The sequence below is a fragment of the Enterobacter sp. SLBN-59 genome (assembly GCF_024807915.1).
In the GTDB taxonomy this organism is placed as follows: Bacteria; Pseudomonadota; Gammaproteobacteria; order Enterobacterales; family Enterobacteriaceae; genus Enterobacter; species Enterobacter asburiae_B.
Genome location: NZ_JANUFI010000001.1, coordinates 2796001 through 2818762, shown reverse-complemented (window position 1 = coordinate 2818762; position 22762 = coordinate 2796001). Strand labels below are relative to the sequence as shown.

Genomic DNA, 22762 nt, shown 5'->3' with positions numbered 1-22762 from the left:
GGTGCCGGGTTAATCCCCGGCACCAGATTGTGCTAACTCCGACGGGAGCAAATCCGTGAAAGATTTATTAAAGTTTCTGAAAGCGCAGACTAAAACCGAAGAGTTTGATGCGATCAAAATTGCTCTGGCTTCGCCAGACATGATCCGTTCATGGTCATTCGGTGAAGTTAAAAAGCCGGAAACCATCAACTACCGTACGTTCAAACCTGAGCGTGACGGCCTTTTCTGTGCGCGTATTTTCGGGCCAGTAAAAGATTATGAGTGCCTGTGCGGTAAGTACAAGCGCCTGAAACACCGTGGTGTGATCTGTGAGAAGTGCGGCGTTGAAGTGACCCAGACCAAAGTGCGTCGTGAGCGCATGGGCCACATCGAGCTGGCGTCTCCGACCGCTCACATCTGGTTCCTGAAATCTCTGCCGTCCCGTATCGGTCTGCTGCTGGATATGCCGCTGCGCGATATCGAACGCGTTCTGTACTTCGAATCTTATGTGGTTATCGAAGGCGGGATGACGAACCTGGAACGTCATCAGATCCTGACTGAAGAGCAGTATCTGGACGCGCTGGAAGAGTTCGGTGACGAATTCGATGCGAAGATGGGTGCGGAAGCTATTCAGGCCCTGCTGAAGAGCATGGATCTGGAGCAAGAGTGCGAGCAGCTGCGTGAAGAGCTGAACGAAACCAACTCCGAAACCAAACGTAAAAAGCTGACCAAGCGTATCAAACTGCTGGAAGCGTTCGTTCAGTCTGGTAACAAACCAGAGTGGATGATCCTGACCGTTCTGCCGGTTCTGCCGCCAGATCTGCGTCCACTGGTTCCGCTGGATGGTGGTCGTTTCGCAACGTCCGATCTGAACGATCTGTATCGTCGCGTTATCAACCGTAACAACCGTCTGAAACGTCTGCTGGATCTGGCTGCGCCGGACATCATCGTACGCAACGAAAAACGTATGCTGCAGGAAGCGGTTGACGCCCTGCTGGATAACGGCCGTCGCGGTCGTGCGATCACCGGTTCTAACAAACGTCCTCTGAAATCTTTGGCCGACATGATCAAAGGTAAACAGGGTCGTTTCCGTCAGAACCTGCTCGGTAAGCGTGTTGACTACTCCGGTCGTTCTGTAATCACCGTAGGTCCATACCTGCGTCTGCATCAGTGCGGTCTGCCGAAGAAAATGGCACTGGAGCTGTTCAAACCGTTCATCTACGGCAAGCTGGAACTGCGTGGCCTGGCCACCACCATCAAAGCCGCTAAGAAAATGGTTGAGCGTGAAGAAGCTGTCGTTTGGGATATCCTGGACGAAGTTATCCGCGAACACCCGGTACTGCTGAACCGTGCACCAACTCTGCACCGTTTGGGTATCCAGGCATTTGAGCCAGTCCTGATCGAAGGTAAAGCTATCCAGCTGCACCCGCTGGTTTGTGCGGCATATAACGCCGACTTCGATGGTGACCAGATGGCTGTTCACGTACCGCTGACGCTGGAAGCCCAGCTCGAAGCGCGTGCGCTGATGATGTCTACCAACAACATCCTGTCCCCAGCGAACGGTGAACCTATCATCGTTCCTTCTCAGGACGTTGTATTGGGTCTGTACTACATGACCCGTGACTGTGTTAACGCCAAAGGCGAAGGCATGGTGCTGACTGGCCCGAAAGAAGCTGAGCGTATTTATCGCGCTGGCCTGGCCTCTCTGCATGCGCGCGTTAAAGTGCGTATCACCGAATATGAAAAAGATGAAAACGGCGAATTCGTTGCGAAAACCAGCCTGAAAGACACGACCGTTGGCCGTGCCATTCTGTGGATGATCGTACCGAAAGGTCTGCCTTTCTCCATCGTCAACCAGGCGCTGGGCAAGAAAGCGATCTCCAAAATGCTGAACACCTGTTACCGCATTCTGGGTCTGAAGCCGACCGTTATCTTCGCTGACCAGACAATGTATACCGGCTTTGCTTATGCAGCGCGTTCAGGTGCATCTGTTGGTATCGATGACATGGTCATCCCAGAGAAGAAACACGAGATCATCTCTGAAGCGGAAGCCGAAGTTGCTGAGATCCAGGAGCAGTTCCAGTCTGGTCTGGTTACCGCGGGCGAACGCTATAACAAAGTTATCGATATCTGGGCAGCGGCGAACGATCGTGTATCCAAAGCGATGATGGATAACCTGCAGACCGAAACCGTGATTAACCGTGACGGCGTAGAAGAGCAGCAGGTTTCCTTCAACAGCATCTACATGATGGCCGACTCCGGTGCGCGTGGTTCCGCAGCACAGATTCGTCAGCTGGCAGGTATGCGTGGTCTGATGGCGAAGCCAGATGGCTCCATCATCGAAACGCCAATCACCGCGAACTTCCGTGAAGGTCTGAACGTACTCCAGTACTTCATCTCCACCCACGGTGCTCGTAAGGGTCTGGCGGATACCGCACTGAAAACAGCGAACTCCGGTTATCTGACGCGTCGTCTGGTTGACGTTGCTCAGGATCTGGTTGTGACCGAAGACGATTGTGGCACCCTCGAAGGTATCACCATGACCCCGGTTATCGAGGGTGGTGATGTTAAAGAGCCACTGCGCGATCGCGTTCTGGGTCGTGTAACCGCGGAAGACATTCTGAAGCCGGGTACTGCAGACATTCTGGTTCCACGCAACACGCTGCTGCACGAGCACTGGTGTGACCTGCTGGAAGCGAACTCTGTTGACTCCGTGAAAGTACGTTCCGTTGTATCCTGTGACACCGACTTTGGTGTATGTGCGCACTGCTACGGTCGTGACCTGGCGCGTGGCCACATCATCAACAAAGGTGAAGCAATCGGCGTTATCGCGGCACAGTCCATCGGTGAGCCGGGTACACAGCTGACGATGCGTACGTTCCACATCGGTGGTGCGGCATCTCGTGCGGCTGCTGAATCCAGCATCCAGGTGAAAAACAAAGGTAGCATCAAGCTCAGCAACGCGAAGTCTGTTGTTAACTCCGCTGGCAAGCTGGTTGTGACCTCTCGTAACACCGAGCTGAAGCTGATCGACGAATTCGGTCGTACCAAAGAGAGCTATAAAGTGCCTTACGGTGCGGTTATGGCGAAAGGTGATGGCGAGCAGGTTGCCGGCGGTGAAACCGTTGCAAACTGGGATCCACACACCATGCCGGTTATCACCGAAGTAAGTGGTTTCATCCGCTTCACTGACATGATCGACGGCCAGACCATTACTCGTCAGACCGACGAGCTGACCGGTCTGTCTTCTCTGGTGGTACTGGATTCTGCTGAACGTACTACCGGTGGTAAAGATCTGCGTCCTGCACTGAAAATCGTTGATGCTCAGGGTAACGACGTTCTGATCCCTGGTACCGACATGCCTGCGCAGTACTTCCTGCCGGGTAAAGCGATCGTTCAGCTGGAAGATGGCATTCAGATCGGTGCGGGTGATGCTCTGGCGCGTATTCCACAGGAATCCAGCGGTACCAAGGACATCACCGGTGGTCTGCCACGCGTTGCGGACCTGTTCGAAGCACGTCGTCCGAAAGAGCCTGCAATCCTGGCTGAAATCAGCGGTATCATCTCCTTCGGTAAAGAGACCAAAGGGAAACGCCGTCTGGTTATCACTCCAGTAGATGGCAGCGAACCGTACGAAGAGATGATTCCTAAGTGGCGTCAGCTCAACGTGTTCGAAGGTGAACGTGTAGAACGTGGTGACGTGGTTTCCGATGGTCCAGAAGCTCCGCACGACATTCTGCGTCTTCGTGGCGTCCACGCGGTAACGCGTTACATCACCAACGAAGTACAGGACGTTTACCGTCTGCAGGGCGTTAAGATTAACGATAAGCACATCGAAGTTATCGTTCGTCAGATGCTGCGTAAAGCAACCATCGAAAACGCAGGCAGCTCCGAGTTCCTGGAAGGCGAGCAGGTTGAATACTCACGCGTCAAGATCGCTAACCGCGAACTGGAAGCGAACGGCAAAATCGGTGCGACCTTCTCGCGCGATCTGCTGGGTATCACCAAAGCGTCTCTGGCAACCGAGTCCTTCATCTCTGCAGCATCGTTCCAGGAAACGACTCGTGTCCTGACCGAAGCCGCTGTTGCAGGTAAACGTGATGAACTGCGCGGTCTGAAAGAGAACGTCATCGTGGGTCGTCTGATCCCGGCGGGTACCGGTTATGCGTACCACCAGGATCGTATGCGTCGTCGTGCTGCGGGCGAACTGCCAGCTGCACCGCAGGTAACTGCTGAAGATGCATCCGCGAGCCTGGCAGAACTGCTGAACGCAGGTCTGGGCGGTTCCGACAACGAGTAATCGTTGAGGCCATAAATAAAAAACCCGCTTTGGCGGGTTTTTTTATGGTGTTTTTGTAGGCCCGGTAAGCGTAGCGCTGCCGGGCTTTTTTATCAGTTCACCAACGGGATCCGACGATAAAGCTCAATCATATCGCCCGCCAGATCCTGAATGACCATCGCGTTCATCAGGTGATCCTGAGAGTGGACGGTGATCAGGTTAACCGGAAGCTTCCCGGTCCCTTCGTCAAAACCGATAAGCTGCGTCTGGATCGTGTGCGCATGCTTCACATATTCGCGCGACTCTTCCATCGCTTTTTCTGCTTCGTCAAACTCACCTTTACGCGCCATCTGTAGCGCCGTCAGGGCCGCACTGCGCGCCGCGCCTGCGTTGACCAGCAGTTCCATAATCGTGGTTTCTAAGTCTTCCATTATGACTCCAGAAGTTTGAGCGCTTTTTCCAGGACGGCATCGCCTTTCATCATGCCGTAATCCATCATGTCGATCACCGCGACCTTTTTACCCAGCGGCTCGGCCTGCGCCTGTAGCTTGGCCTGCTCGTATTTAACCTGTGGCCCCAGCAATACGATGTCGGCCGTCGCGATGTTGTCTTTAAACTCCGCAACCGGAACGGCTTTAATGGTGACTTCAACCCCTTTTTTCTGCGCGGCGTCTTTCATACGTTGAACCAGCATGCTGGTTGACATTCCCGCTGCACAGCATAAAACGATGTTCTTCATAATCAGCCTCGATCTACATGTGTTTATTGATAATTATCCCGTGCAGAGCGCTTCAACAACCGGTTTACCGCGATTGTGTGTCAGGCATCACAAAGAAACCGGCGATTTTCTGAAACCGGTTACAATTTTACATTGTCGGGTACCCGGCCCGTGGAAACGGGCAGGGTGAAAGTGGGAGGATTAGCTGATGGACGTTCGATTGATGCGGTTTTTGCCCTGCTGTTTGGCGCTGTAGAGGGCGCTATCAACGCTTCCGACAAATTGCTCCAGCGGTTCAAAATGCCACTCCCCAAGACCGCCGCTGAACGTAACCCGCAGGTTTTCTTCTCGCCAGACGCGTTTTTCAACTGCGGTACGCCAGGCTTCCAGCAATGAGAGCGCAGACGTCATCTGCTCAGCCTGGAAGATTACCGCGAACTCTTCTCCACCATAGCGGTAAATCGAGACGTGATGTGGCTGCATAATCTGGATCCCTTCGCGGGCCACGTTGCGCAGAACGATATCACCGGTCAGGTGGCCCAGCGTGTCGTTAATCGACTTGAAGTTATCGATGTCCACCAGCGCCAGCGCGAAAGGCTGCTGGGCATTCAGCAGCTCCGCGATATCGCTATCGAACGCGCGGCGGTTTTTACAGCCCGTCAGCGCATCGTGAGTGGCCTGGCGCACATAGGCCATCTCACGCTCTTTATTGGACTGGATAGTGTGGCTCAGCATCGCTTCCAGGCGCGGCGCTTCGCTGACGTCGCCGGTTTTGATGGCATTGATAATGTGCATCAGCACGGTACGCGAGGCGTGACGGAGGTATAAGCCGAAGAGGATGATGATGATTGCCGCCAGCGCAAACCCCCAGCCAACAATCGTCGTTTCGTGGCGGGTGATATCGGTGAGCGTCTCGCCAGAGACCCGGTAGATGACAAACCAGTCCGGATTGGTAAACGAGTAGTAGTAGTACCAGGCGTTGCTTTTCTTATCGTAAAGGTGGCCTTCGCCGCTGGTCATTTTGTCCATCAGCGCTTCGCTCACGTAGTGTTTGAAGAGCGCGCCTGTATCCGGGTGAAGCACAACGGCGCCGTCGCGTTCAACGACGAAGAATTCTCCCTGGACGGGCGCCACCATCTGACGCAGGGTGAAGCCCATTGACGTCAAATCGAGATGAAACGCGATCGTTCCCTTCAGTCTGCCTTCGGGAGAAATCAATGGCTTATAAAGTGTGACCGTCGGATGGCCGGTGAAATAGTCCATGTACGGGCGAGTATAGTGGCTGAAGATACTGGCTTCGGCCTGAGCGATAAACCACGGCCGCGTCCGGGGATCGAAGGTTTTACTCTTCTCCGTGGGGAGCACTTCCGGCGCGCGGAGATAATGCCCCTGCGTGTCCGCCAGCGAGATGGAGGACACGGTCGGCATCAGGTTTTGCAAATGCATCATCATCTGCAGCCCCTGCGTCGGGTTGACGTTGAGCGTCTCGTTTAGCCTGTCGTCGCGGGCAAAGTAAATCGCGGAACGGCCCAGGATATAGTCGTTTTCACGCAGGATAGATTCGGTGTAGTTCACCGCCAGGTTGTGCGTGAAATTGCTGTTTATCTGATGATAATCCTCAAGAAAATCCTTTCGTTGCGAAAGCGTCACCGCGATCGCGATCACCGCAAAACTGCATAGGATCCCCGCGAAGCTGAGCATGATTGGTCGGGTAAAAGAGAGCTTTTTGCTGTGAAGTGCCATGAGCTGTACATCGTTCCTGATGGTGAATACTTTTCGTCTGCCGATATCCTCTCAGCATAGTCGCTGTCCTGCGGTTAGCGGTGAATTATACGGCACACGATTTCTGGCGGGATGATTTATCTTAAGAACCATTAAGAAATTACTTATTCAACCTGCTGGCGGCCGTGTGCGCAATGAACCAGAGGCAGGGCGAAACGAGGAAGAAGCTTTTCGCCCTGGTCAGCATCCGTTGCTGACCGTGTGACAATAAAAAACCGGACGATCGCTGACAACCACCCGGTTTTGCCTTTTCGTCGCGCCTCGACAATTTTTTATGGTGTTGCAGCGCGTTTCATCGTCATTGCGAGGCTCTTCCCAGCCAGCTGTCCCAGTCTTTCCAGACAGGCTGAAGACCCTGCGCCGTCAGGGCTGCGGCGACCGCTTCCGGACGTCGTCCGTCATGAGGCACAAATTGCTCCAGCTCCGGACGATCGTCGGCGTAGCCGCCAGGCTGCGTTTTGGAAAACGCGCTGACGTTGTTAATCGCAAGCGGGATAACGCGATCGCGAAACGCCGGGGATTCACGCGTTGAGAGCGATAATTCCACTTCCGGGGCGAGCAGGCGAAACGCACAGATGGCCTGCACCAGCTGGCGTTCATCCATCAGCGAAGCCGGTTCAATCCCGCCCGCGCAAGGTCTCAGGCGCGGGAAGGAGATGGAATAACGGCTCTGCCAGTAGTGCTGCTGAAGCCACAGCAAATGTTCCGCCACCATGTAACAATCCACCCGCCAGCTGTCAGAGAGCCCGATCAGCGCTCCCAGACCGATTTTGTCGATCCCCGCGCGACCCAGCCTGTCCGGCGTTTCCAAGCGGAAAAAGAAATCCTGTTTCTTGCCCTTCAGGTGATGCCGGGCGTACGTCGCCTCGTGATAGGTTTCCTGGTAGACCATGACCCCGTCCAGCCCAAGGGTTTTGAGCTCCGCATACTCCTCCTGCGCCAGGGGCTGCACTTCCATCTGCAGCGACGCAAACTGACGACGAATGGCGGGAAGGTGCTGACGGAAATAGTCCATTCCCACTTTTCCCTGATGCTCGCCCGTGACCAGCAGAAGATGTTCAAAGCCCATTTCACGAATGGCCGCGCACTCGCGGGCGATCTCATCGTCATCGAGCGTTTTACGTTTGATGCGGTTGCTCATGGAAAAACCGCAGTAGGTGCAGTCATTGGCGCACAGGTTTGAGAGATAGAGCGGCACGTAGAAGCTCACCGTGTTGCCAAAACGCTGGCGTGTGAGCCGCTGCGCTCGCTGGGCCATCGGTTCGAGGTACGCGCTGGCCGCCGGGGAGAGCAGTGCCATCAGATCCTCGCGGGTCAGATGGCGGGCATGCAGCGCGCGCTCCACGTCAGCCGCCGTTTTGCTGTTAATGCGCAGGGCAATGTCGTCCCAGTTAAGCTGCCGCCAGCGATCGGTAAACGTGCTCATGAGATCGCCTCCAGAAAACCGGTCAGCGGGCTGGTGGCCTGCGCCTGGAAACTGCGCGAGCCGGGACCGGATTCCCTTGCCAGCAGGCCAGCCTCTACGGCCATGCGGAACGCACGCGCCATCATGACCGGATCGTCGGCAACCGCGATGGCCGTGTTGACCAGCACTGCGTCGGCGCCCATCTCCAGCGCCTGCGCGGCATGGCTGGGCACGCCAATGCCCGCATCAACCACCACCGGCACGGTAGCCTGCTCAATAATGATTTCCAGCATCGCGCGGGTTTCCAGCCCCTGATTGGAGCCAATGGGGGCGCCCAGCGGCATGACTGCGGCGCACCCGACCTCTTCCAGCCGTTTGCACAGAACAGGGTCGGCGCCGCAGTAAGGCAGGACGATAAACCCTTGCTGCACCAGCTTTTCAGCCGCTTTCAGCGTTTCGATGGGGTCGGGCAGCAGCCAGCGGGCGTCAGGATGAATTTCCAGCTTCAGCCAGCGGGTGCCGAGCGCCTCGCGGGCCAGCTGCGCGGCGAAAATCGCCTCTTCGGCCGTTTTGGCACCGGAGGTGTTGGGCAGCAGCGTGACGCCTGCCTCCAGTAAAGGCGCCAGAATGGCATCGCTGTGATGGCGCAGATCCACGCGCTTGAGCGCCAGCGTCACCAGCTGGCTGCCGCTTTCGCGAATGGCATCCACCATCAGCTGCGGCGAGGCGAATTTTCCGGTTCCGGTAAACAGATGTGAATCAAAGACTTTATCGGCAATACGTAACATCTCAGCCCCCTGCGATAACCTGAAACAGCAGGATCTGGTCGCCGTCATTGACCTGCTGATGTTCCCACTGCTCGCGCGGCAGGATCTGTTGATTGAGCGCCAGCGCCGTTCCCGGCTTGAGCTGGCGCAGCTTGTCGAGCAGTACCGCAACGGTGAGCCCGTCGTCGCATTTCATCGGCTCATCGTTAAACAGAATGCGCATCGCGGCCTCCGCATACCGGGCAGCGGCTGGCGCGGTGTAACGCCAGATGGCGCCAGCCGCTGGAGCGGGCATCGAACAGGCGGAGCGTATTGCGTTCCGTTTCCATGCCGCTGAGCAGCTTGATGGCCTCCAGCGCCTGCATTGTGCCCATTACGCCGACCACCGGACCAAGAATGCCCGCCGTACGGCAGTTGCGCGCCGGCTCTGCATCATCCGGCCACAGGCAGCGATAGCAGCCCTGCGACCACGGCGGGGTCAGGACCATCATCTGCCCGCCGAAACCCACCGCGCTGGCGGTGATAAGCGGCGTATTACTTGCCACGCAGGCGGCGTTAATCGCCTGGCGCGTCGCCATGTTGTCCGTGCAGTCCAGCACCACGTCGGCAAGGGCGACCTCACGGCGCAGGTTTTCACCGCTGAGCCGATCCTGCAGGGCAATCAGCGCGATATCCGGGTTGAGCTGGTTCAGGCGCTGCCGGGTAATTTGCGCTTTTGGCTGGTTGATATCCTCGGTGGTAAAGAGGATTTGTCGCTGCAGGTTGCTGAGGTGAACCTCGTCGTCGTCGGCCAGCACCAGCGTACCGATACCTGCACCAGCCAGATAAAGCGCGGCGGGCGCGCCTAACCCGCCCAGACCGACAATCAGCACCCGGCTGGCGAGCAGCTTTTGCTGTCCGTCGATGGCGATATCTTCCAGCAGGATCTGACGGCTGTAGCGCATAAAATCACGATCGTTCATCACCCGCTCCTGCCAGCTGTAACAGCTGTTCGGTGGCGAACCGCCAGTCTGCGGCCTGGGTGATGGCGCTGACGACGGCGATACTGCCGACGCCGGTCTCCAGCACCGCCGGGGCGCGTTCAAGGCTGATTCCGCCAATGGCGACGGTAGGGTAATCGGCAAGGCGTTTAACGTGACTCGCCAGCTGCGTCAGACCCTGCGGTGCGGAGGGCATCTGCTTGGTTTGCGTCGGGAAGACGTGACCCAGCGCGATGTAAGAGGGACGGGCCGCCAGCGCCACGTCGATCTCCATGTCATCGTGCGTTGAAACGCCAAGACGCAACCCGGCTTCGCGGATAGCGCTCAGATCCGTTGTTTCCAGGTCCTCCTGACCCAGGTGCACGCCGTACGCCTGGTGCTTAACGGCCAGCCGCCAGTAATCGTTGATAAACAGACGGGCGTTATGCCGACGGCCAAGCGCGATGGCGGCAGCCACATCGGCTTCCACCTCGTCATCGCGTTTATCCTTGATGCGCAGCTGGATCGTTCGAACGCCTGTCTCCAGCAGGCGCTCTATCCACTCCACGCTGTCCACCACCGGATAGAGCCCTAAACGGTAGGGGACAGGCGGGAAATCGGGCTTATACATTACGCCTCCTCTTTTTTGAGGTAGATTTCGCCGCCTCTGGCGCGGAAGGTTTCAGACATGTCCGCCATCCCCACTTCAATGGTCTGCGCGGCGGCGTAGTCGCGCACCTCCTGGCTGATTTTCATCGAGCAGAATTTTGGCCCGCACATAGAGCAGAAGTGCGCGACTTTGCCTGATTCCTGCGGGAGTGTCTCGTCGTGATAGGCGCGGGCGGTGAACGGGTCCAGCGCCAGGTTGAACTGGTCTTCCCAGCGGAATTCAAAGCGTGCCTTCGACATGGCGTTATCGCGGATTTGCGCTCCCGGATGGCCTTTGGCCAGATCCGCCGCGTGGGCGGCGATTTTGTAGGTGATCAGCCCCTGCTTCACGTCCTCTTTGTTTGGCAGGCCGAGGTGCTCTTTCGGCGTCACGTAGCAGAGCATGGCGCAGCCGAACCAGCCGATCATCGCCGCGCCAATGCCCGACGTGAAGTGGTCATAGCCCGGCGCAATATCGGTGGTCAACGGCCCCAGGGTGTAGAACGGAGCTTCGTGGCAGTGCTCCAGCTCCTCGGTCATGTTGCGGCGGATCATCTGCATCGGCACGTGGCCCGGGCCTTCAATCATCACCTGCACGTCATACTCCCAGGCGATTTTGGTCAGTTCGCCCAGCGTGTGCAGCTCGGCAAACTGCGCTTCGTCGTTCGCGTCGCGAATAGAGCCCGGACGCAGGCCGTCGCCCAGCGACAGAGAGACATCGTACGCGGCGCAGATTTCGCAAATTTCGCGGAAGTGTTCGTAGAGGAAGTTTTCCTGATGATGGGACAGGCACCACTTCGCCATGATGGAACCGCCGCGCGAGACGATGCCGGTCAGGCGCTTCGCCGTCATCGGCACGTAGCGCAGCAGCACGCCCGCGTGAATGGTGAAATAGTCCACGCCCTGTTCGGCCTGCTCCAGCAGCGTGTCGCGGAACGCTTCCCAGGTGAGGTCTTCGGCAATGCCGTTGACCTTTTCCAGCGCCTGATAAATCGGGACGGTGCCAATCGGTACCGGGCTGTTACGCAGGATCCATTCGCGGGTTTCGTGAATATAGCGTCCAGTGGAGAGGTCCATTACCGTGTCCGCGCCCCAGCGCGTGGACCAGACCAGCTTCTCCACCTCTTCTTCGATGGAGGAGGTGACGGCCGAGTTACCGATGTTCGCGTTGACCTTCACCAGGAAGTTGCGGCCGATAATCATCGGCTCGGATTCCGGGTGGTTGATGTTGGCGGGGATAATCGCGCGGCCTGCGGCCACTTCGTCACGCACAAACTCCGGCGTGATGTTCTCCGGCAGGCGAGCGCCAAAGCCTTCACCCGGATGCTGATAGCGCAGCACTTCGCTACGGATGCGCTCGCGACCCATGTTTTCGCGGATGGCGATGAACTCCATCTCCGGCGTGACGATGCCCCGGCGCGCGTAGTGCAGCTGGGTCACGCATTTGCCCGCTTTAGCGCGTTTTGGCGTCAGCAGGCCGGTAAAGCGCAGCTCGTCCAGGCCGTCGTCGGCCAGGCGCTCTTTGGTATACGCAGAACTCAGGACGCTCAGCTCTTCGCAGTCGTTACGCGCGTCAATCCACGGCTGGCGCAGCTTAGCCAGACCCTGCTGGACGTTGATGGCAACATCAGGATCGCCGTACGGACCGGAGGTGTCATATACCGGCACGGCTTCGTTGTCTTCATACTGCGGGTTATCTTTGCTGCCGCCGATGAGCGTCGGGCTAAGCTGAATTTCGCGCATTGGGACGCGGATATCGGCCTGCGAGCCGGAAATGTAGATGCGTTTCGAGTTCGGGAAAGCGGTGCCTTCCAGCGTGTCGATGAAGTGTTGGGCCTGTGCGCGCTGTTCGCGGCGGGTCAGTTTTGCAGTAGACATAGCTCATTCCAAAAGTGAAGGACATGGCTTGTCAGACGACGGATGAAGCAAGAGAGGATCGCCCTCAGGCGATACAACAGCAGTGTGACTCTTGTTCCCTTCGCAGGTATTAGCCTGATCAGGTTCCGCGGATCCCGAATTAACGGTCTCAGCCCGCGCTTTCAGGCGCTGGGCACTCCGACAAGAAAAATCCCCCTCGTGAGAGGGGCGAATGGTTGTAAATTACTCGTTAACGGTGAAGAACTCAAGCAGGGCGCGCGACGTTCTCTTCGTTACTGATGTTCAAATCGTTGTCCAGCACGAGGGCGATCAGCTTATCTTCCAGCGTGAATCGCTCTTCCAGCGCTTCACCGAGGTCGGATAGCGCCTGCTGAAACTCAAGATAGTTATCGTGGTCGATAGCGTTCTCGAGCGCGGAATCATAGTAATCCATGATCTGCTGGGTGTTGGCTTCCAGAAGGGGATAGAGCTTGCTGGCCGCTAAATACGGCGTTGTCCCTTCCATTTCGCGGATAATGCGTTCATAAATATTGAAATGGCCGTCGGACAGATAGTCGACCAGGCCCTGACAAAAATCATCCAGCGCTTTTTCATTCAGTCGCATAAACGATTCTTTGCCAGGCTTAATACCGACCAGATTGTAATAAGCCACGAGTAGATGCTTGCGTACATGTAGCCAGCGATCCACCAGTTTGTTATTTCCTCTAACGCGCTCAGTCAGGCTTTGCAGCTGGTTTAACATGGTCGACTCCGCAAAATGTAGGATTGAATCTGCTTATCCAGAATGTAACCACAATGCTAACAACATGTCAGTGAAGCGAAGGTAGTGCAATAGATATGGATCGTATTATTGAAAAATCAGATCTTGGTTGGTGGATCGTCAGTCACGAACAAAAATTATGGCTTCCTGCCGGGGAAATCCCCTACGGTGCAGCTGAGGCGTTCGATCTCGTCGGCCAGCCTGCGCTGAAGATCGGCGAGTGGCAGGGTGAGCCGGTGTGGTTGATCCAACAGCCCCGCCGCCAGGATATGGGATCGGTGCGCCAGGTGCTGGATCTGGACGTGGGGCTGTTCCAGCTGGCGGGGCGCGGCGTGCAGCTGGCCGAGTTTTACCGCTCGCATAAATACTGCGGCTACTGCGGTCATACCATGCGCCCGAGCAAAACCGAGTGGGCGATGCTCTGCAGCCACTGCCGCGAACGCTACTATCCGCAGATTGCGCCGTGCATTATCGTCGCTATCCGCCGGGAGGATTCCATCCTGCTGGCGCAGCATACCCGCCATCGCAACGGCATTCACACCGTGCTGGCCGGCTTCGTCGAAGTGGGCGAAACGCTGGAGCAGGCGGTAGCGCGCGAGGTGATGGAGGAGAGCGGGATCAAAGTGAAGAACCTGCGCTACGTTACCTCGCAGCCGTGGCCGTTCCCGCAGTCGCTGATGACGGCATTTATGGCCGAATATGATAGCGGCGAGATCGTTATCGATCAGAAAGAGCTGCTGGAAGCAAACTGGTATCGCTACGACGATCTACCGCTGTTACCTCCGCCGGGCACCGTGGCGCGTCGGCTGATAGAAGATACCGTGGCGATGTGTCGGGCCGAGTATGAGTAGTGTTACACTGAGGCCATGACGCTTAAGGAACTGCAAAAATGACCGAACTGAAGAACGATCGTTATCTGCGTGCGCTGCTGCGCCAGCCCGTTGATGTCACCCCGGTGTGGATGATGCGCCAGGCGGGACGCTATCTCCCGGAGTACAAAGCCACGCGCGCGCAGGCGGGCGATTTTATGTCGCTGTGCAAAAACGCCGAGCTGGCCTGCGAAGTGACGCTCCAGCCGCTGCGCCGCTTCCCGCTGGATGCTGCGATCCTCTTCTCGGATATTCTGACCATTCCGGATGCAATGGGCCTTGGCCTGTACTTCGAAACCGGTGAAGGCCCGCGTTTCACCTCCCCAATCAAAAGCAAAGCCGACGTGGATAAGCTGCCGATCCCCGATCCGGAAGGCGAGCTGGGCTACGTGATGAACGCCGTGCGCACCATTCGCCGCGAGCTGAAAGGTGAAGTGCCGCTGATTGGCTTCTCCGGCAGCCCGTGGACGCTGGCGACCTATATGGTGGAAGGGGGCAGCAGCAAAGCCTTTACCATGATTAAAAAGATGATGTACGCCGAGCCGCTGGCCCTGCATGCGCTGCTCGATAAGCTGGCGAAGAGCGTCACCCTCTATCTGAACGCGCAGATTAAGGCGGGTGCGCAGTCGGTGATGATTTTCGATACCTGGGGCGGCGTGCTGACCGGGCGCGATTATCAGCAGTTCTCCCTGTACTACATGCACAAAATCGTCGACGGCCTGCTGCGTGAAAACGAAGGCCGCCGCGTGCCGGTGACGCTGTTCACCAAAGGTGGCGGCCAGTGGCTGGAAGCGATGGCGGCAACCGGCTGCGACGCGCTGGGCCTCGACTGGACCACCGATATCGCCGATGCGCGCCGTCGCGTGGGCGACAAAGTGGCGCTGCAGGGCAATATGGACCCGTCCATGCTCTATGCGCCGCCAGCGCGCATTGAAGAAGAAGTGTCGACTATACTGTCTGGTTTCGGCCAGGGGGAAGGCCACGTCTTTAACCTCGGCCACGGCATTCATCAGGATGTGCCGCCAGAACACGCAGGCGTATTTGTGGAGGCGGTGCATCGGCTTTCTGCCCAGTATCACAAGTAAGGAGTGATTATGGATCTCGCGTCGCTACGCGCTCAACAAATCGAACTGGCCTCATCGGTGATCCGCGAGGATCGTCTGGATAAAGATCCTCCGCAGTACATTGGCGGAGCAGACGTCGGATTCGAGCAGGGTGGGGAAGTGACGCGAGCGGCGATGGTGGTACTGAAATACCCTTCGCTTGAGCTGGTGGAGTTCAAGGTTGCGCGTATCGCGACCACCATGCCGTACATTCCAGGCTTTCTCTCCTTCCGCGAATATCCCGCGCTGCTGGCAGCGTGGGAGCAACTCTCGCAAAAACCTGACCTGCTGTTTGTCGATGGACACGGTATCTCACACCCGCGCCGTTTAGGCGTTGCCAGCCACTTTGGTCTGCTGGTGGATGTCCCGACCATTGGCGTTGCCAAGAAACGCCTGTGCGGCGCCTTTGAACCTCTTTCAGCCGAGCCGGGCGCGCTGGCGCCGCTTATCCATAAAGGTGAGCAGCTAGCGTGGGTCTGGCGCAGCAAGGCACGCTGTAATCCGCTCTTTATCGCCACGGGGCATCGGGTGAGCATGGACAGCGCCCTGGCGTGGGTGCAGCGCTGCATGAAGGGCTACCGCTTGCCGGAGCCGACGCGCTGGGCAGACGCCGTGGCATCTTCGCGTCCGGCTTTTGTTCGTTGGCAGGAAATTCAGCGATGATTCAGGTAAACTGCGCCTAATTTTCGATTCGAGAGATCATCATGCTACAAAACCCGATTCACCTGCGCCTTGAGAAACTTGAAAGCTGGCAGCACGTGACGTTTATGGCTTGCCTGTGCGAGCGCATGTATCCCAACTATGCCGCGTTCTGTAAGGAGACGGGCTTTGGTGATGGCCATATCTACCGCCGCATTCTGGATCTGATCTGGGAAACGCTGACGGTGAAAGACGCGAAGGTGAACTTCGACTCCCAGCTGGAAAAGCTGGAAGAGGCGATTCCGGCTGCGGATGATTTTGACCTGTACGGTGTCTATCCGGCGATTGATGCCTGCGTGGCGTTAAGCGAACTGCTCCACTCCCGTCTGAGCGGTGAAACGCTGGAGCACGCAATTGAAGTCAGTAAGGCGTCTATTACGACCGTCGCGATGCTGGAAATGACCCAGGAAGGTCGCGAGATGACCGACGAAGAGCTGCGTGCGAACCCGGCGGTTGAGCAAGAATGGGACATTCAGTGGGAAATTTTCCGCCTGCTGGCAGAGTGTGAAGAACGCGATATTGAGCTGATAAAAGGGCTGCGCGCGGACTTACGAGAGGCTGCTGAGAGCAATATTGGTATAATTTTTAATCAATGAGACAATAAATCTTGAGATAACGCCCGTTTTGTCGCTCCTCGACTCTTCCCTTTCGCCCCTTGTCTGGTCTACATTTGGGGGGCGAAAAAAAGTGGCTATCGGTGCGTGTATGCAGGAGAGTGCTTTTTTGGCATTTTCGTCGCACTCGATGCTTAGCAAGCGATAAACACATTGAAAGGATAACTTATGAACAAGACTCAACTGATTGATGTAATTGCGGACAAGGCTGATCTGTCTAAAGTGCAGGCTAAAGCTGCTCTGGAATCTACCCTGGCTGCTATTACTGAGTCTCTGAAAGAAGGCGATGCTGTGCAACTGGTTGGTTTCGGTACCTTCAAAGTGAACCACCGCGCTGAGCGTACTGGCCGCAACCCGCAGACCGGTAAAGAAATCAAAATCGCCGCAGCTAACGTGCCGGCATTTGTTTCTGGTAAAGCACTGAAAGACGCTGTTAAGTAAGACGCGTGGCAGTGAACAGTTTTAGCGAAGGGGCGGTAACGCCCCTTTTGTCTTTCTGGCGTGGAACGCTCGCGCTGGCAGGCATGCTGCTGCTGTCAGCCTGCAGCCACGACACCTCCCTGCCGCCGTTTACCGCCAGCGGTTACGCGGACAACCAGGGTGCGGTCAGGATCTGGCGCAAAGATTCCGGCGGAGAAGTGCATCTGCTTTCTGCCTTCAGCCCGTGGCATAACGGCAATACGTCGACTGCGGAATATCGCTGGCAGGGAGATGACCTGTCGCTGATTGAACTGAACGTCTACAGCAAGACACCCGAACACGTGAAAGTGCGTTTTGACGACCATGGCGAGCTGAGCTTTATGCAGCGCGAAGTCAGCGGTCAAAAACAGCAGCTTTCCAGCGATCAAATCGCCCTCTACCGTTATCGTGCCGAACAAATCCGCCAGACCAGCGATGCGCTTCGTTTGGGCCGCGTTGTGCTGCGCCAGGGGCGCTGGCATGCCGATGGGACGGTCACAACCTGCGAAGGGCAGACGGTCAAGCCCGAGCTCGAATCCTGGGCAACCGAACACATTCAACGTCGTCAGCGTCATTCATCAATGGAGGTGAGTGTGGCGTGGCTGGAAGCGCCGGAAGGCTCTCAGCTGCTGCTGGTGGCGAACGAAGACTTCTGCACCTGGCAGCCGACAGAGAAGAGTTTCTGAGTTCTGTGGATTAAGCCGGATGGCGCTAACGCTTATCCGGCCTACGAACGATCCCTCTCCCTTGAGGGAGAGGCTTAGGGTGTGAAATTACTCTCCCTGCTCACGCGCAATCGCGCGATAACCGATATCCTGACGGCTAAAGCTGCCGTTCCAGTGAATATCCGCCATCAGCGCGTAGGCGCGTTTCTGCGCTTCTGCCACGGTATGGCCCAGCGCGGTCGCACACAGCACGCGTCCGCCGTTGGTGAGGACGCGATCGTCTTCAGCCAGCTTCGTACCCGCATGGAACACCTTCGCACCGTCAATCTCTTCCAGCGGCAGGCCGTGGATTTCATCCCCGGTGTTGTAGTTGCCCGGATAACCACCCGCCGCAATCACCACGCCCAGAGACGCACGCTCGTCCCACTCTGAGGTTTTCTCGTCGAGCTTGCCTTCGCAGGCTGCCAGACACAGTTCCACCAGATCGGATTTCATGCGCAGCATGATGGGCTGCGTTTCCGGATCGCCAAAGCGGCAGTTGAATTCGATGACCTTAGGGTTACCCTGTTTGTCGATCATCAGACCTGCATAGAGGAAACCGGTGTAGGTGTTGCCTTCCGCCGCCATCCCTTTCACGGTTGGCCAGATGACGCGATCCATGGTGCGCTGGTGTACTTCATCAGTCACTACCGGAGCAGGGGAGTAAGCGCCCATTCCGCCAGTATTCGGGCCGGAATCGCCATTGCCCACGCGTTTGTGATCCTGGCTGGTGGCCATCGGCAGAACGTGCTCGCCGTCGACCATCACGATAAAGCTGGCCTCTTCACCGTCGAGGAACTCTTCGATCACGATGCGGTGGCCCGCATCGCCAAAGGCGTTGCCCGCCAGCATATCCTGAACCGCGGCTTCGGCTTCTTCGAGGGTCATCGCGACGATAACGCCTTTACCAGCGGCCAGACCGTCGGCCTTGATAACAATCGGCGCACCTTTTTCACGCAGGTAGGCCAGGGCTGGCTCCACTTCGGTGAAGTTCTGATATTCCGCCGTCGGGATGTTATGACGCGCGAGGAAATCTTTGGTGAAGGCTTTGGAGCCTTCCAGCTGCGCGGCGCCTTCCGTAGGCCCGAAGATTGTCAGGCCCGCCGCGCGGAAGGCATCGACGACGCCAATCACCAGCGGCGCTTCCGGGCCGACGATGGTCAGATCGATTTTCTCGCTCTGGGCAAAGCTCAGCAGCGCCGGGATATCGGTCACGCCGATAGCCACGTTCTGCAGCGCGGGTTCCAGCGCGGTACCGGCGTTGCCCGGTGCTACGAAAACTGTTTTCACCAGCGGAGACTGCGCCGCTTTCCACGCCAGAGCGTGCTCGCGTCCGCCGTTACCAATCACTAATACTTTCATTTTCTGCTCCGGGAATTAATGGCGGAAGTGGCGCATGTCGGTGAAGATCATTGCAATGCCATGTTCGTCGGCAGCGGCAATCACTTCGTCGTCGCGAATTGAGCCGCCAGGCTGGATCACACAGGTGATGCCCACTGCAGCCGCCGCGTCGATACCGTCACGGAACGGGAAGAAGGCGTCAGAAGCCATGGCGGAGCCTTTTACTTCCAGACCTTCATCGCCTGCTTTAATGCCCGCGATTTTCGCGGAGTAAACGCGGCTCATCTGGCCTGCGCCTATCCCGATAGTCATGTTTTCTTTGGCGTAGACGATGGCGTTGGATTTGACGAACTTCGCGACCTTCCAGCAGAACAGCGCGTCACGCAGTTCCTGTTCGGTAGGCTGGCGTTTCGTTACCACGCGCATGTCGGCTTCTGTCACCATACCCAGATCGCGGTCCTGAACCAGCAGGCCGCCGTTCACGCGCTTGAAGTCCAGGCCCGGCACGCGTTCTGCCCACTGGCCGCAAACCAGCACGCGCACGTTCTGTTTTGCCGCGGTGATTTTCAGCGCTTCTTCGGAGGCCGATGGCGCGATGATCACTTCAACAAACTGGCGGGAGATGATGGCCTGCGCGGTTTCAGCATCCAGCTCGCGGTTGAAGGCGATAATGCCGCCGAACGCGGAGGTCGGGTCGGTTTTGTACGCGCGATCGTAGGCATCCAGAATAGAGGTGCTCACGGCAACGCCGCATGGGTTCGCGTGCTTAACGATAACGCAGGCCGGCTCGCTGAACTCTTTCACGCATTCCAGCGCGGCGTCGGTGTCAGCAATGTTGTTATAGGATAGCGCTTTGCCCTGAACCTGCTGAGCGGTCGCAACAGAGGCTTCTTTAACCTCTTCTTCTATATAGAAGGCTGCCTGCTGGTGGCTGTTCTCGCCGTAACGCATATCCTGCTTCTTAATGAAGTTCAGGTTCAGGGTGCGCGGGAAGCGGCCAGAAGGATCTTTACTTTCACCGTGGTAAGCAGGCACCAGACTACCGAAGTAGTTGGCGATCATGCTGTCGTACGCCGCGGTGTGCTCGAAGGCTTTGATGGCGAGGTCGAAACGCGTTTCCAGAGTCAGTGACCCTTCGTTGGCGTCCATCTCGTTAATAATGGTTTCGTAATCGCTGCTCTTTACGACGATGGCCACATCTTTATGGTTCTTGGCCGCGGAGCGCACCATGGTTGGGCCGCCGATATCAATATTCTCTACGGCATCTTCCAGAGAACAGCCTTCGCGAGCAACGGTCTGGGCAAACGGGTAGAGGTTAACGACAACCATGTCGATTGGCGCGATGTCATGCTGTTCCATAATGGCGTCGTCCTGACCGCGACGGCCAAGAATACCGCCGTGCACTTTCGGATGCAGGGTTTTGACGCGTCCATCCATCATTTCCGGGAAACCGGTGTAATCGGACACTTCGGTTACCGGCAGACCTTTATCTGCTAACAGGCGAGCGGTACCGCCTGTAGAAAGCAGCTCCACACCGCGTGCGGAAAGTGCCTGAGCGAATTCGACGATACCGGCTTTATCAGAAACACTGAGCAGAGCGCGGCGGACTGGACGACGTTGTTGCATGGTAAATCCCCTGGATTTCACGATTACAGAGAGCGTTAGATGAATTTTCCTGTGAAAAACTCATCTAACACACCTGACGGGGCATCCTTATTAAGCGCGAGCATTTTAACGAAAACGTTTGCGCAACGCTCGCACATTTTCATTTTTTCGTATCATTGTGGATAAGTCTGTGTGTAAAAAGGTATAAGGCGGGGTTTTGCTGTGGAATGCAGCAGTCAGTCATTTTTCTGACATTTAGCGGTTGCGGCCTGCTGAGAACTCCCTATAATGCGCCTCCATCGACACGGCGGATGTGAATCACTTCACAGACAACGCGGTCGGTTGAAGAGAAAAATTCTGAAATAACGGGTTGACTCTGAAAGAGGAAAGCGTAATATACGCCACCTCGCAACAGTGAGCGAAAGCCGCGTTGCAATGCTCTTTAACAATTTATCAGACAATCTGTGTGGGCACTCAAAGTGACATGGATTCTTAATGTCTTCGGACAATAAATGAATACCAAGTCTCTGAGTGAACATACGTAATTCATTACGAAGTTTAATTCACGAGCATCAAACTTAAATTGAAGAGTTTGATCATGGCTCAGATTGAACGCTGGCGGCAGGCCTAACACATGCAAGTCGAGCGGTAACACAGGGAGCTTGCTCCTGGGTGACGAGCGGCGGACGGGTGAGTAATGTCTGGGAAACTGCCTGATGGAGGGGGATAACTACTGGAAACGGTAGCTAATACCGCATAACGTCGCAAGACCAAAGAGGGGGACCTTCGGGCCTCTTGCCATCAGATGTGCCCAGATGGGATTAGCTAGTAGGTGGGGTAACGGCTCACCTAGGCGACGATCCCTAGCTGGTCTGAGAGGATGACCAGCCACACTGGAACTGAGACACGGTCCAGACTCCTACGGGAGGCAGCAGTGGGGAATATTGCACAATGGGCGCAAGCCTGATGCAGCCATGCCGCGTGTATGAAGAAGGCCTTCGGGTTGTAAAGTACTTTCAGCGGGGAGGAAGGCGATAAGGTTAATAACCTTGTCGATTGACGTTACCCGCAGAAGAAGCACCGGCTAACTCCGTGCCAGCAGCCGCGGTAATACGGAGGGTGCAAGCGTTAATCGGAATTACTGGGCGTAAAGCGCACGCAGGCGGTCTGTCAAGTCGGATGTGAAATCCCCGGGCTCAACCTGGGAACTGCATTCGAAACTGGCAGGCTAGAGTCTTGTAGAGGGGGGTAGAATTCCAGGTGTAGCGGTGAAATGCGTAGAGATCTGGAGGAATACCGGTGGCGAAGGCGGCCCCCTGGACAAAGACTGACGCTCAGGTGCGAAAGCGTGGGGAGCAAACAGGATTAGATACCCTGGTAGTCCACGCCGTAAACGATGTCGACTTGGAGGTTGTGCCCTTGAGGCGTGGCTTCCGGAGCTAACGCGTTAAGTCGACCGCCTGGGGAGTACGGCCGCAAGGTTAAAACTCAAATGAATTGACGGGGGCCCGCACAAGCGGTGGAGCATGTGGTTTAATTCGATGCAACGCGAAGAACCTTACCTACTCTTGACATCCAGAGAACTTAGCAGAGATGCTTTGGTGCCTTCGGGAACTCTGAGACAGGTGCTGCATGGCTGTCGTCAGCTCGTGTTGTGAAATGTTGGGTTAAGTCCCGCAACGAGCGCAACCCTTATCCTTTGTTGCCAGCGGTTCGGCCGGGAACTCAAAGGAGACTGCCAGTGATAAACTGGAGGAAGGTGGGGATGACGTCAAGTCATCATGGCCCTTACGAGTAGGGCTACACACGTGCTACAATGGCGCATACAAAGAGAAGCGACCTCGCGAGAGCAAGCGGACCTCATAAAGTGCGTCGTAGTCCGGATTGGAGTCTGCAACTCGACTCCATGAAGTCGGAATCGCTAGTAATCGTAGATCAGAATGCTACGGTGAATACGTTCCCGGGCCTTGTACACACCGCCCGTCACACCATGGGAGTGGGTTGCAAAAGAAGTAGGTAGCTTAACCTTCGGGAGGGCGCTTACCACTTTGTGATTCATGACTGGGGTGAAGTCGTAACAAGGTAACCGTAGGGGAACCTGCGGTTGGATCACCTCCTTACCTTAAAGAACCTGCCTTTGTAGTGTCCACACAGATTGTCTGATGAAAAGTAAATAGCAAGGCGTCTTGCGAT

General features: G+C 56.5%; 19 protein-coding genes, 1 rRNA gene and 1 riboswitch. Of the genes, 8 read left to right on the top strand and 12 right to left on the bottom strand.

Annotation, left to right across the window (positions count from 1 at the left end; genetic code table 11):
* Positions 1 to 55: 55 nt before the first annotated feature.
* Complete coding sequence (gene rpoC, locus M2422_RS13460; RefSeq protein ID WP_023309968.1) at positions 56 to 4279, top strand: DNA-directed RNA polymerase subunit beta'; 4224 nt, start codon at positions 56 to 58, stop codon at positions 4277 to 4279.
* A gap of 92 nt (positions 4280 to 4371) precedes the next feature.
* On the opposite strand, the gene M2422_RS13455 is transcribed toward rpoC, so the two are convergent.
* The 10 genes from M2422_RS13455 to M2422_RS13410 form a co-directional block, all read right to left on the bottom strand.
* Positions 4372 to 4689: a PTS lactose/cellobiose transporter subunit IIA gene (locus M2422_RS13455; RefSeq protein ID WP_033146992.1), complete on the bottom strand. Its 318-nt coding sequence runs from the start codon at positions 4687 to 4689 to the stop codon at positions 4372 to 4374.
* The gene (locus M2422_RS13450) at positions 4689 to 4997 is read right to left on the bottom strand and encodes a PTS sugar transporter subunit IIB (protein WP_023334100.1); all 309 of its coding nucleotides are present in this window, start codon (positions 4995 to 4997) and stop codon (positions 4689 to 4691) included. The genes M2422_RS13455 and M2422_RS13450 overlap by 1 nt, the downstream gene beginning before the upstream one ends.
* A 180-nt stretch (positions 4998 to 5177) precedes the next feature.
* Entirely contained in the window at positions 5178 to 6719 is a 1542-nt protein-coding gene (locus M2422_RS13445) for a sensor domain-containing diguanylate cyclase (protein WP_064673106.1), read from the bottom strand.
* Positions 6720 to 7056: 337 nt separating this feature from the next.
* The gene (thiH, locus tag M2422_RS13440) at positions 7057 to 8184 is read right to left on the bottom strand and encodes a 2-iminoacetate synthase ThiH (protein WP_064673105.1); all 1128 of its coding nucleotides are present in this window, start codon (positions 8182 to 8184) and stop codon (positions 7057 to 7059) included.
* Positions 8181 to 8951: a thiazole synthase gene (gene thiG / locus M2422_RS13435; RefSeq protein ID WP_047059535.1), complete on the bottom strand. Its 771-nt coding sequence runs from the start codon at positions 8949 to 8951 to the stop codon at positions 8181 to 8183. Before thiG ends, thiH begins: the two co-directional genes overlap by 4 nt.
* A 1-nt stretch (position 8952) precedes the next feature.
* Entirely contained in the window at positions 8953 to 9153 is a 201-nt protein-coding gene (gene thiS, locus M2422_RS13430; RefSeq protein WP_039262358.1) for a sulfur carrier protein ThiS, read from the bottom strand.
* Positions 9137 to 9892: a thiazole biosynthesis adenylyltransferase ThiF gene (gene thiF / locus M2422_RS13425; RefSeq protein ID WP_064673104.1), complete on the bottom strand. Its 756-nt coding sequence runs from the start codon at positions 9890 to 9892 to the stop codon at positions 9137 to 9139. Before thiF ends, thiS begins: the two co-directional genes overlap by 17 nt.
* Positions 9879 to 10520: a thiamine phosphate synthase gene (gene thiE, locus M2422_RS13420; RefSeq protein WP_064673103.1), complete on the bottom strand. Its 642-nt coding sequence runs from the start codon at positions 10518 to 10520 to the stop codon at positions 9879 to 9881. Before thiE ends, thiF begins: the two co-directional genes overlap by 14 nt.
* Entirely contained in the window at positions 10520 to 12415 is a 1896-nt protein-coding gene (gene thiC / locus M2422_RS13415) for a phosphomethylpyrimidine synthase ThiC (protein ID WP_033146986.1), read from the bottom strand. Before thiC ends, thiE begins: the two co-directional genes overlap by 1 nt.
* A gap of 78 nt (positions 12416 to 12493) precedes the next feature.
* Positions 12494 to 12605: riboswitch (TPP riboswitch) on the bottom strand.
* A gap of 54 nt (positions 12606 to 12659) precedes the next feature.
* Entirely contained in the window at positions 12660 to 13157 is a 498-nt protein-coding gene (locus M2422_RS13410) for an Rsd/AlgQ family anti-sigma factor (protein WP_023309976.1), read from the bottom strand.
* A 95-nt stretch (positions 13158 to 13252) separates the two neighbouring features.
* Here M2422_RS13410 and nudC point away from each other — a divergent pair, with 95 nt between their 5' ends.
* The 6 genes from nudC to M2422_RS13380 all read left to right on the top strand — a co-directional run bounded on the left by nudC (position 13253) and on the right by M2422_RS13380 (position 17605).
* On the top strand, positions 13253 to 14026 hold the full coding sequence (gene nudC, locus M2422_RS13405) for an NAD(+) diphosphatase (RefSeq protein WP_064673102.1): 774 nt from the start codon (positions 13253 to 13255) through the stop codon (positions 14024 to 14026).
* 38 nt (positions 14027 to 14064) lie between these two features.
* Positions 14065 to 15129, top strand: a complete 1065-nt coding sequence (gene hemE / locus M2422_RS13400; protein WP_029742041.1) for a uroporphyrinogen decarboxylase — start codon at positions 14065 to 14067, stop codon at positions 15127 to 15129.
* 9 nt (positions 15130 to 15138) lie between these two features.
* Positions 15139 to 15810, top strand: coding sequence for a deoxyribonuclease V (nfi, locus tag M2422_RS13395; RefSeq protein ID WP_033146984.1), 672 nt, complete (start codon positions 15139 to 15141; stop codon positions 15808 to 15810).
* 41 nt (positions 15811 to 15851) lie between these two features.
* The gene (locus tag M2422_RS13390) at positions 15852 to 16442 is read left to right on the top strand and encodes a YjaG family protein (protein ID WP_033146983.1); all 591 of its coding nucleotides are present in this window, start codon (positions 15852 to 15854) and stop codon (positions 16440 to 16442) included.
* Positions 16443 to 16628: 186 nt separating this feature from the next.
* Positions 16629 to 16901: a nucleoid-associated protein HU-alpha gene (gene hupA, locus M2422_RS13385; protein WP_002445246.1), complete on the top strand. Its 273-nt coding sequence runs from the start codon at positions 16629 to 16631 to the stop codon at positions 16899 to 16901.
* Positions 16902 to 16912: 11 nt separating this feature from the next.
* The gene (locus M2422_RS13380) at positions 16913 to 17605 is read left to right on the top strand and encodes a DUF1481 domain-containing protein (RefSeq protein WP_023309981.1); all 693 of its coding nucleotides are present in this window, start codon (positions 16913 to 16915) and stop codon (positions 17603 to 17605) included.
* A gap of 87 nt (positions 17606 to 17692) precedes the next feature.
* Here the strand turns inward: M2422_RS13380 and purD are convergent, their stop codons facing one another.
* Both purD and purH read right to left on the bottom strand, forming a co-directional pair.
* The gene (purD, locus tag M2422_RS13375; protein ID WP_064673101.1) at positions 17693 to 18985 is read right to left on the bottom strand and encodes a phosphoribosylamine--glycine ligase; all 1293 of its coding nucleotides are present in this window, start codon (positions 18983 to 18985) and stop codon (positions 17693 to 17695) included.
* Positions 18986 to 19000: 15 nt separating this feature from the next.
* Positions 19001 to 20590 carry a bifunctional phosphoribosylaminoimidazolecarboxamide formyltransferase/IMP cyclohydrolase gene (gene purH, locus M2422_RS13370; RefSeq protein WP_064673100.1) on the bottom strand — a complete coding sequence of 530 codons (1590 nt, stop codon included), beginning with the start codon at positions 20588 to 20590 and terminating at the stop codon, positions 19001 to 19003.
* 559 nt (positions 20591 to 21149) lie between these two features.
* Between purH and M2422_RS13365 the strand changes: the two genes are divergently transcribed.
* A 16S ribosomal RNA gene (locus tag M2422_RS13365) occupies positions 21150 to 22689 on the top strand.
* Positions 22690 to 22762: the final 73 nt, after the last annotated feature.

Bases quoted from the DNA above. Each gene is read 5' to 3' on its own strand.
- nudC (WP_064673102.1), top strand. From the start codon at position 13,253: ATGGATCGTATTATTGAAAAATCAGATCTTGGTTGGTGGATCGTCAGT.
- hemE (WP_029742041.1), top strand. From the start codon at position 14,065: ATGACCGAACTGAAGAACGATCGTTATCTGCGTGCGCTGCTGCGCCAG.
- thiH (WP_064673105.1), bottom strand. From the start codon at position 8,184: ATGAGCACGTTTACCGATCGCTGGCGGCAGCTTAACTGGGACGACATT.
- thiG (WP_047059535.1), bottom strand. From the start codon at position 8,951: ATGTTACGTATTGCCGATAAAGTCTTTGATTCACATCTGTTTACCGGA.
- M2422_RS13455 (WP_033146992.1), bottom strand. From the start codon at position 4,689: ATGGAAGACTTAGAAACCACGATTATGGAACTGCTGGTCAACGCAGGC.
- M2422_RS13450 (WP_023334100.1), bottom strand. From the start codon at position 4,997: ATGAAGAACATCGTTTTATGCTGTGCAGCGGGAATGTCAACCAGCATG.
- thiE (WP_064673103.1), bottom strand. From the start codon at position 10,520: ATGTATAAGCCCGATTTCCCGCCTGTCCCCTACCGTTTAGGGCTCTAT.
- M2422_RS13390 (WP_033146983.1), top strand. From the start codon at position 15,852: ATGCTACAAAACCCGATTCACCTGCGCCTTGAGAAACTTGAAAGCTGG.
- purH (WP_064673100.1), bottom strand. From the start codon at position 20,590: ATGCAACAACGTCGTCCAGTCCGCCGCGCTCTGCTCAGTGTTTCTGAT.
- nfi (WP_033146984.1), top strand. From the start codon at position 15,139: ATGGATCTCGCGTCGCTACGCGCTCAACAAATCGAACTGGCCTCATCG.
- purD (WP_064673101.1), bottom strand. From the start codon at position 18,985: ATGAAAGTATTAGTGATTGGTAACGGCGGACGCGAGCACGCTCTGGCG.
- M2422_RS13410 (WP_023309976.1), bottom strand. From the start codon at position 13,157: ATGTTAAACCAGCTGCAAAGCCTGACTGAGCGCGTTAGAGGAAATAAC.
- M2422_RS13445 (WP_064673106.1), bottom strand. From the start codon at position 6,719: ATGGCACTTCACAGCAAAAAGCTCTCTTTTACCCGACCAATCATGCTC.
- thiF (WP_064673104.1), bottom strand. From the start codon at position 9,892: ATGAACGATCGTGATTTTATGCGCTACAGCCGTCAGATCCTGCTGGAA.
- thiC (WP_033146986.1), bottom strand. From the start codon at position 12,415: ATGTCTACTGCAAAACTGACCCGCCGCGAACAGCGCGCACAGGCCCAA.
- hupA (WP_002445246.1), top strand. From the start codon at position 16,629: ATGAACAAGACTCAACTGATTGATGTAATTGCGGACAAGGCTGATCTG.
- thiS (WP_039262358.1), bottom strand. From the start codon at position 9,153: ATGCGCATTCTGTTTAACGATGAGCCGATGAAATGCGACGACGGGCTC.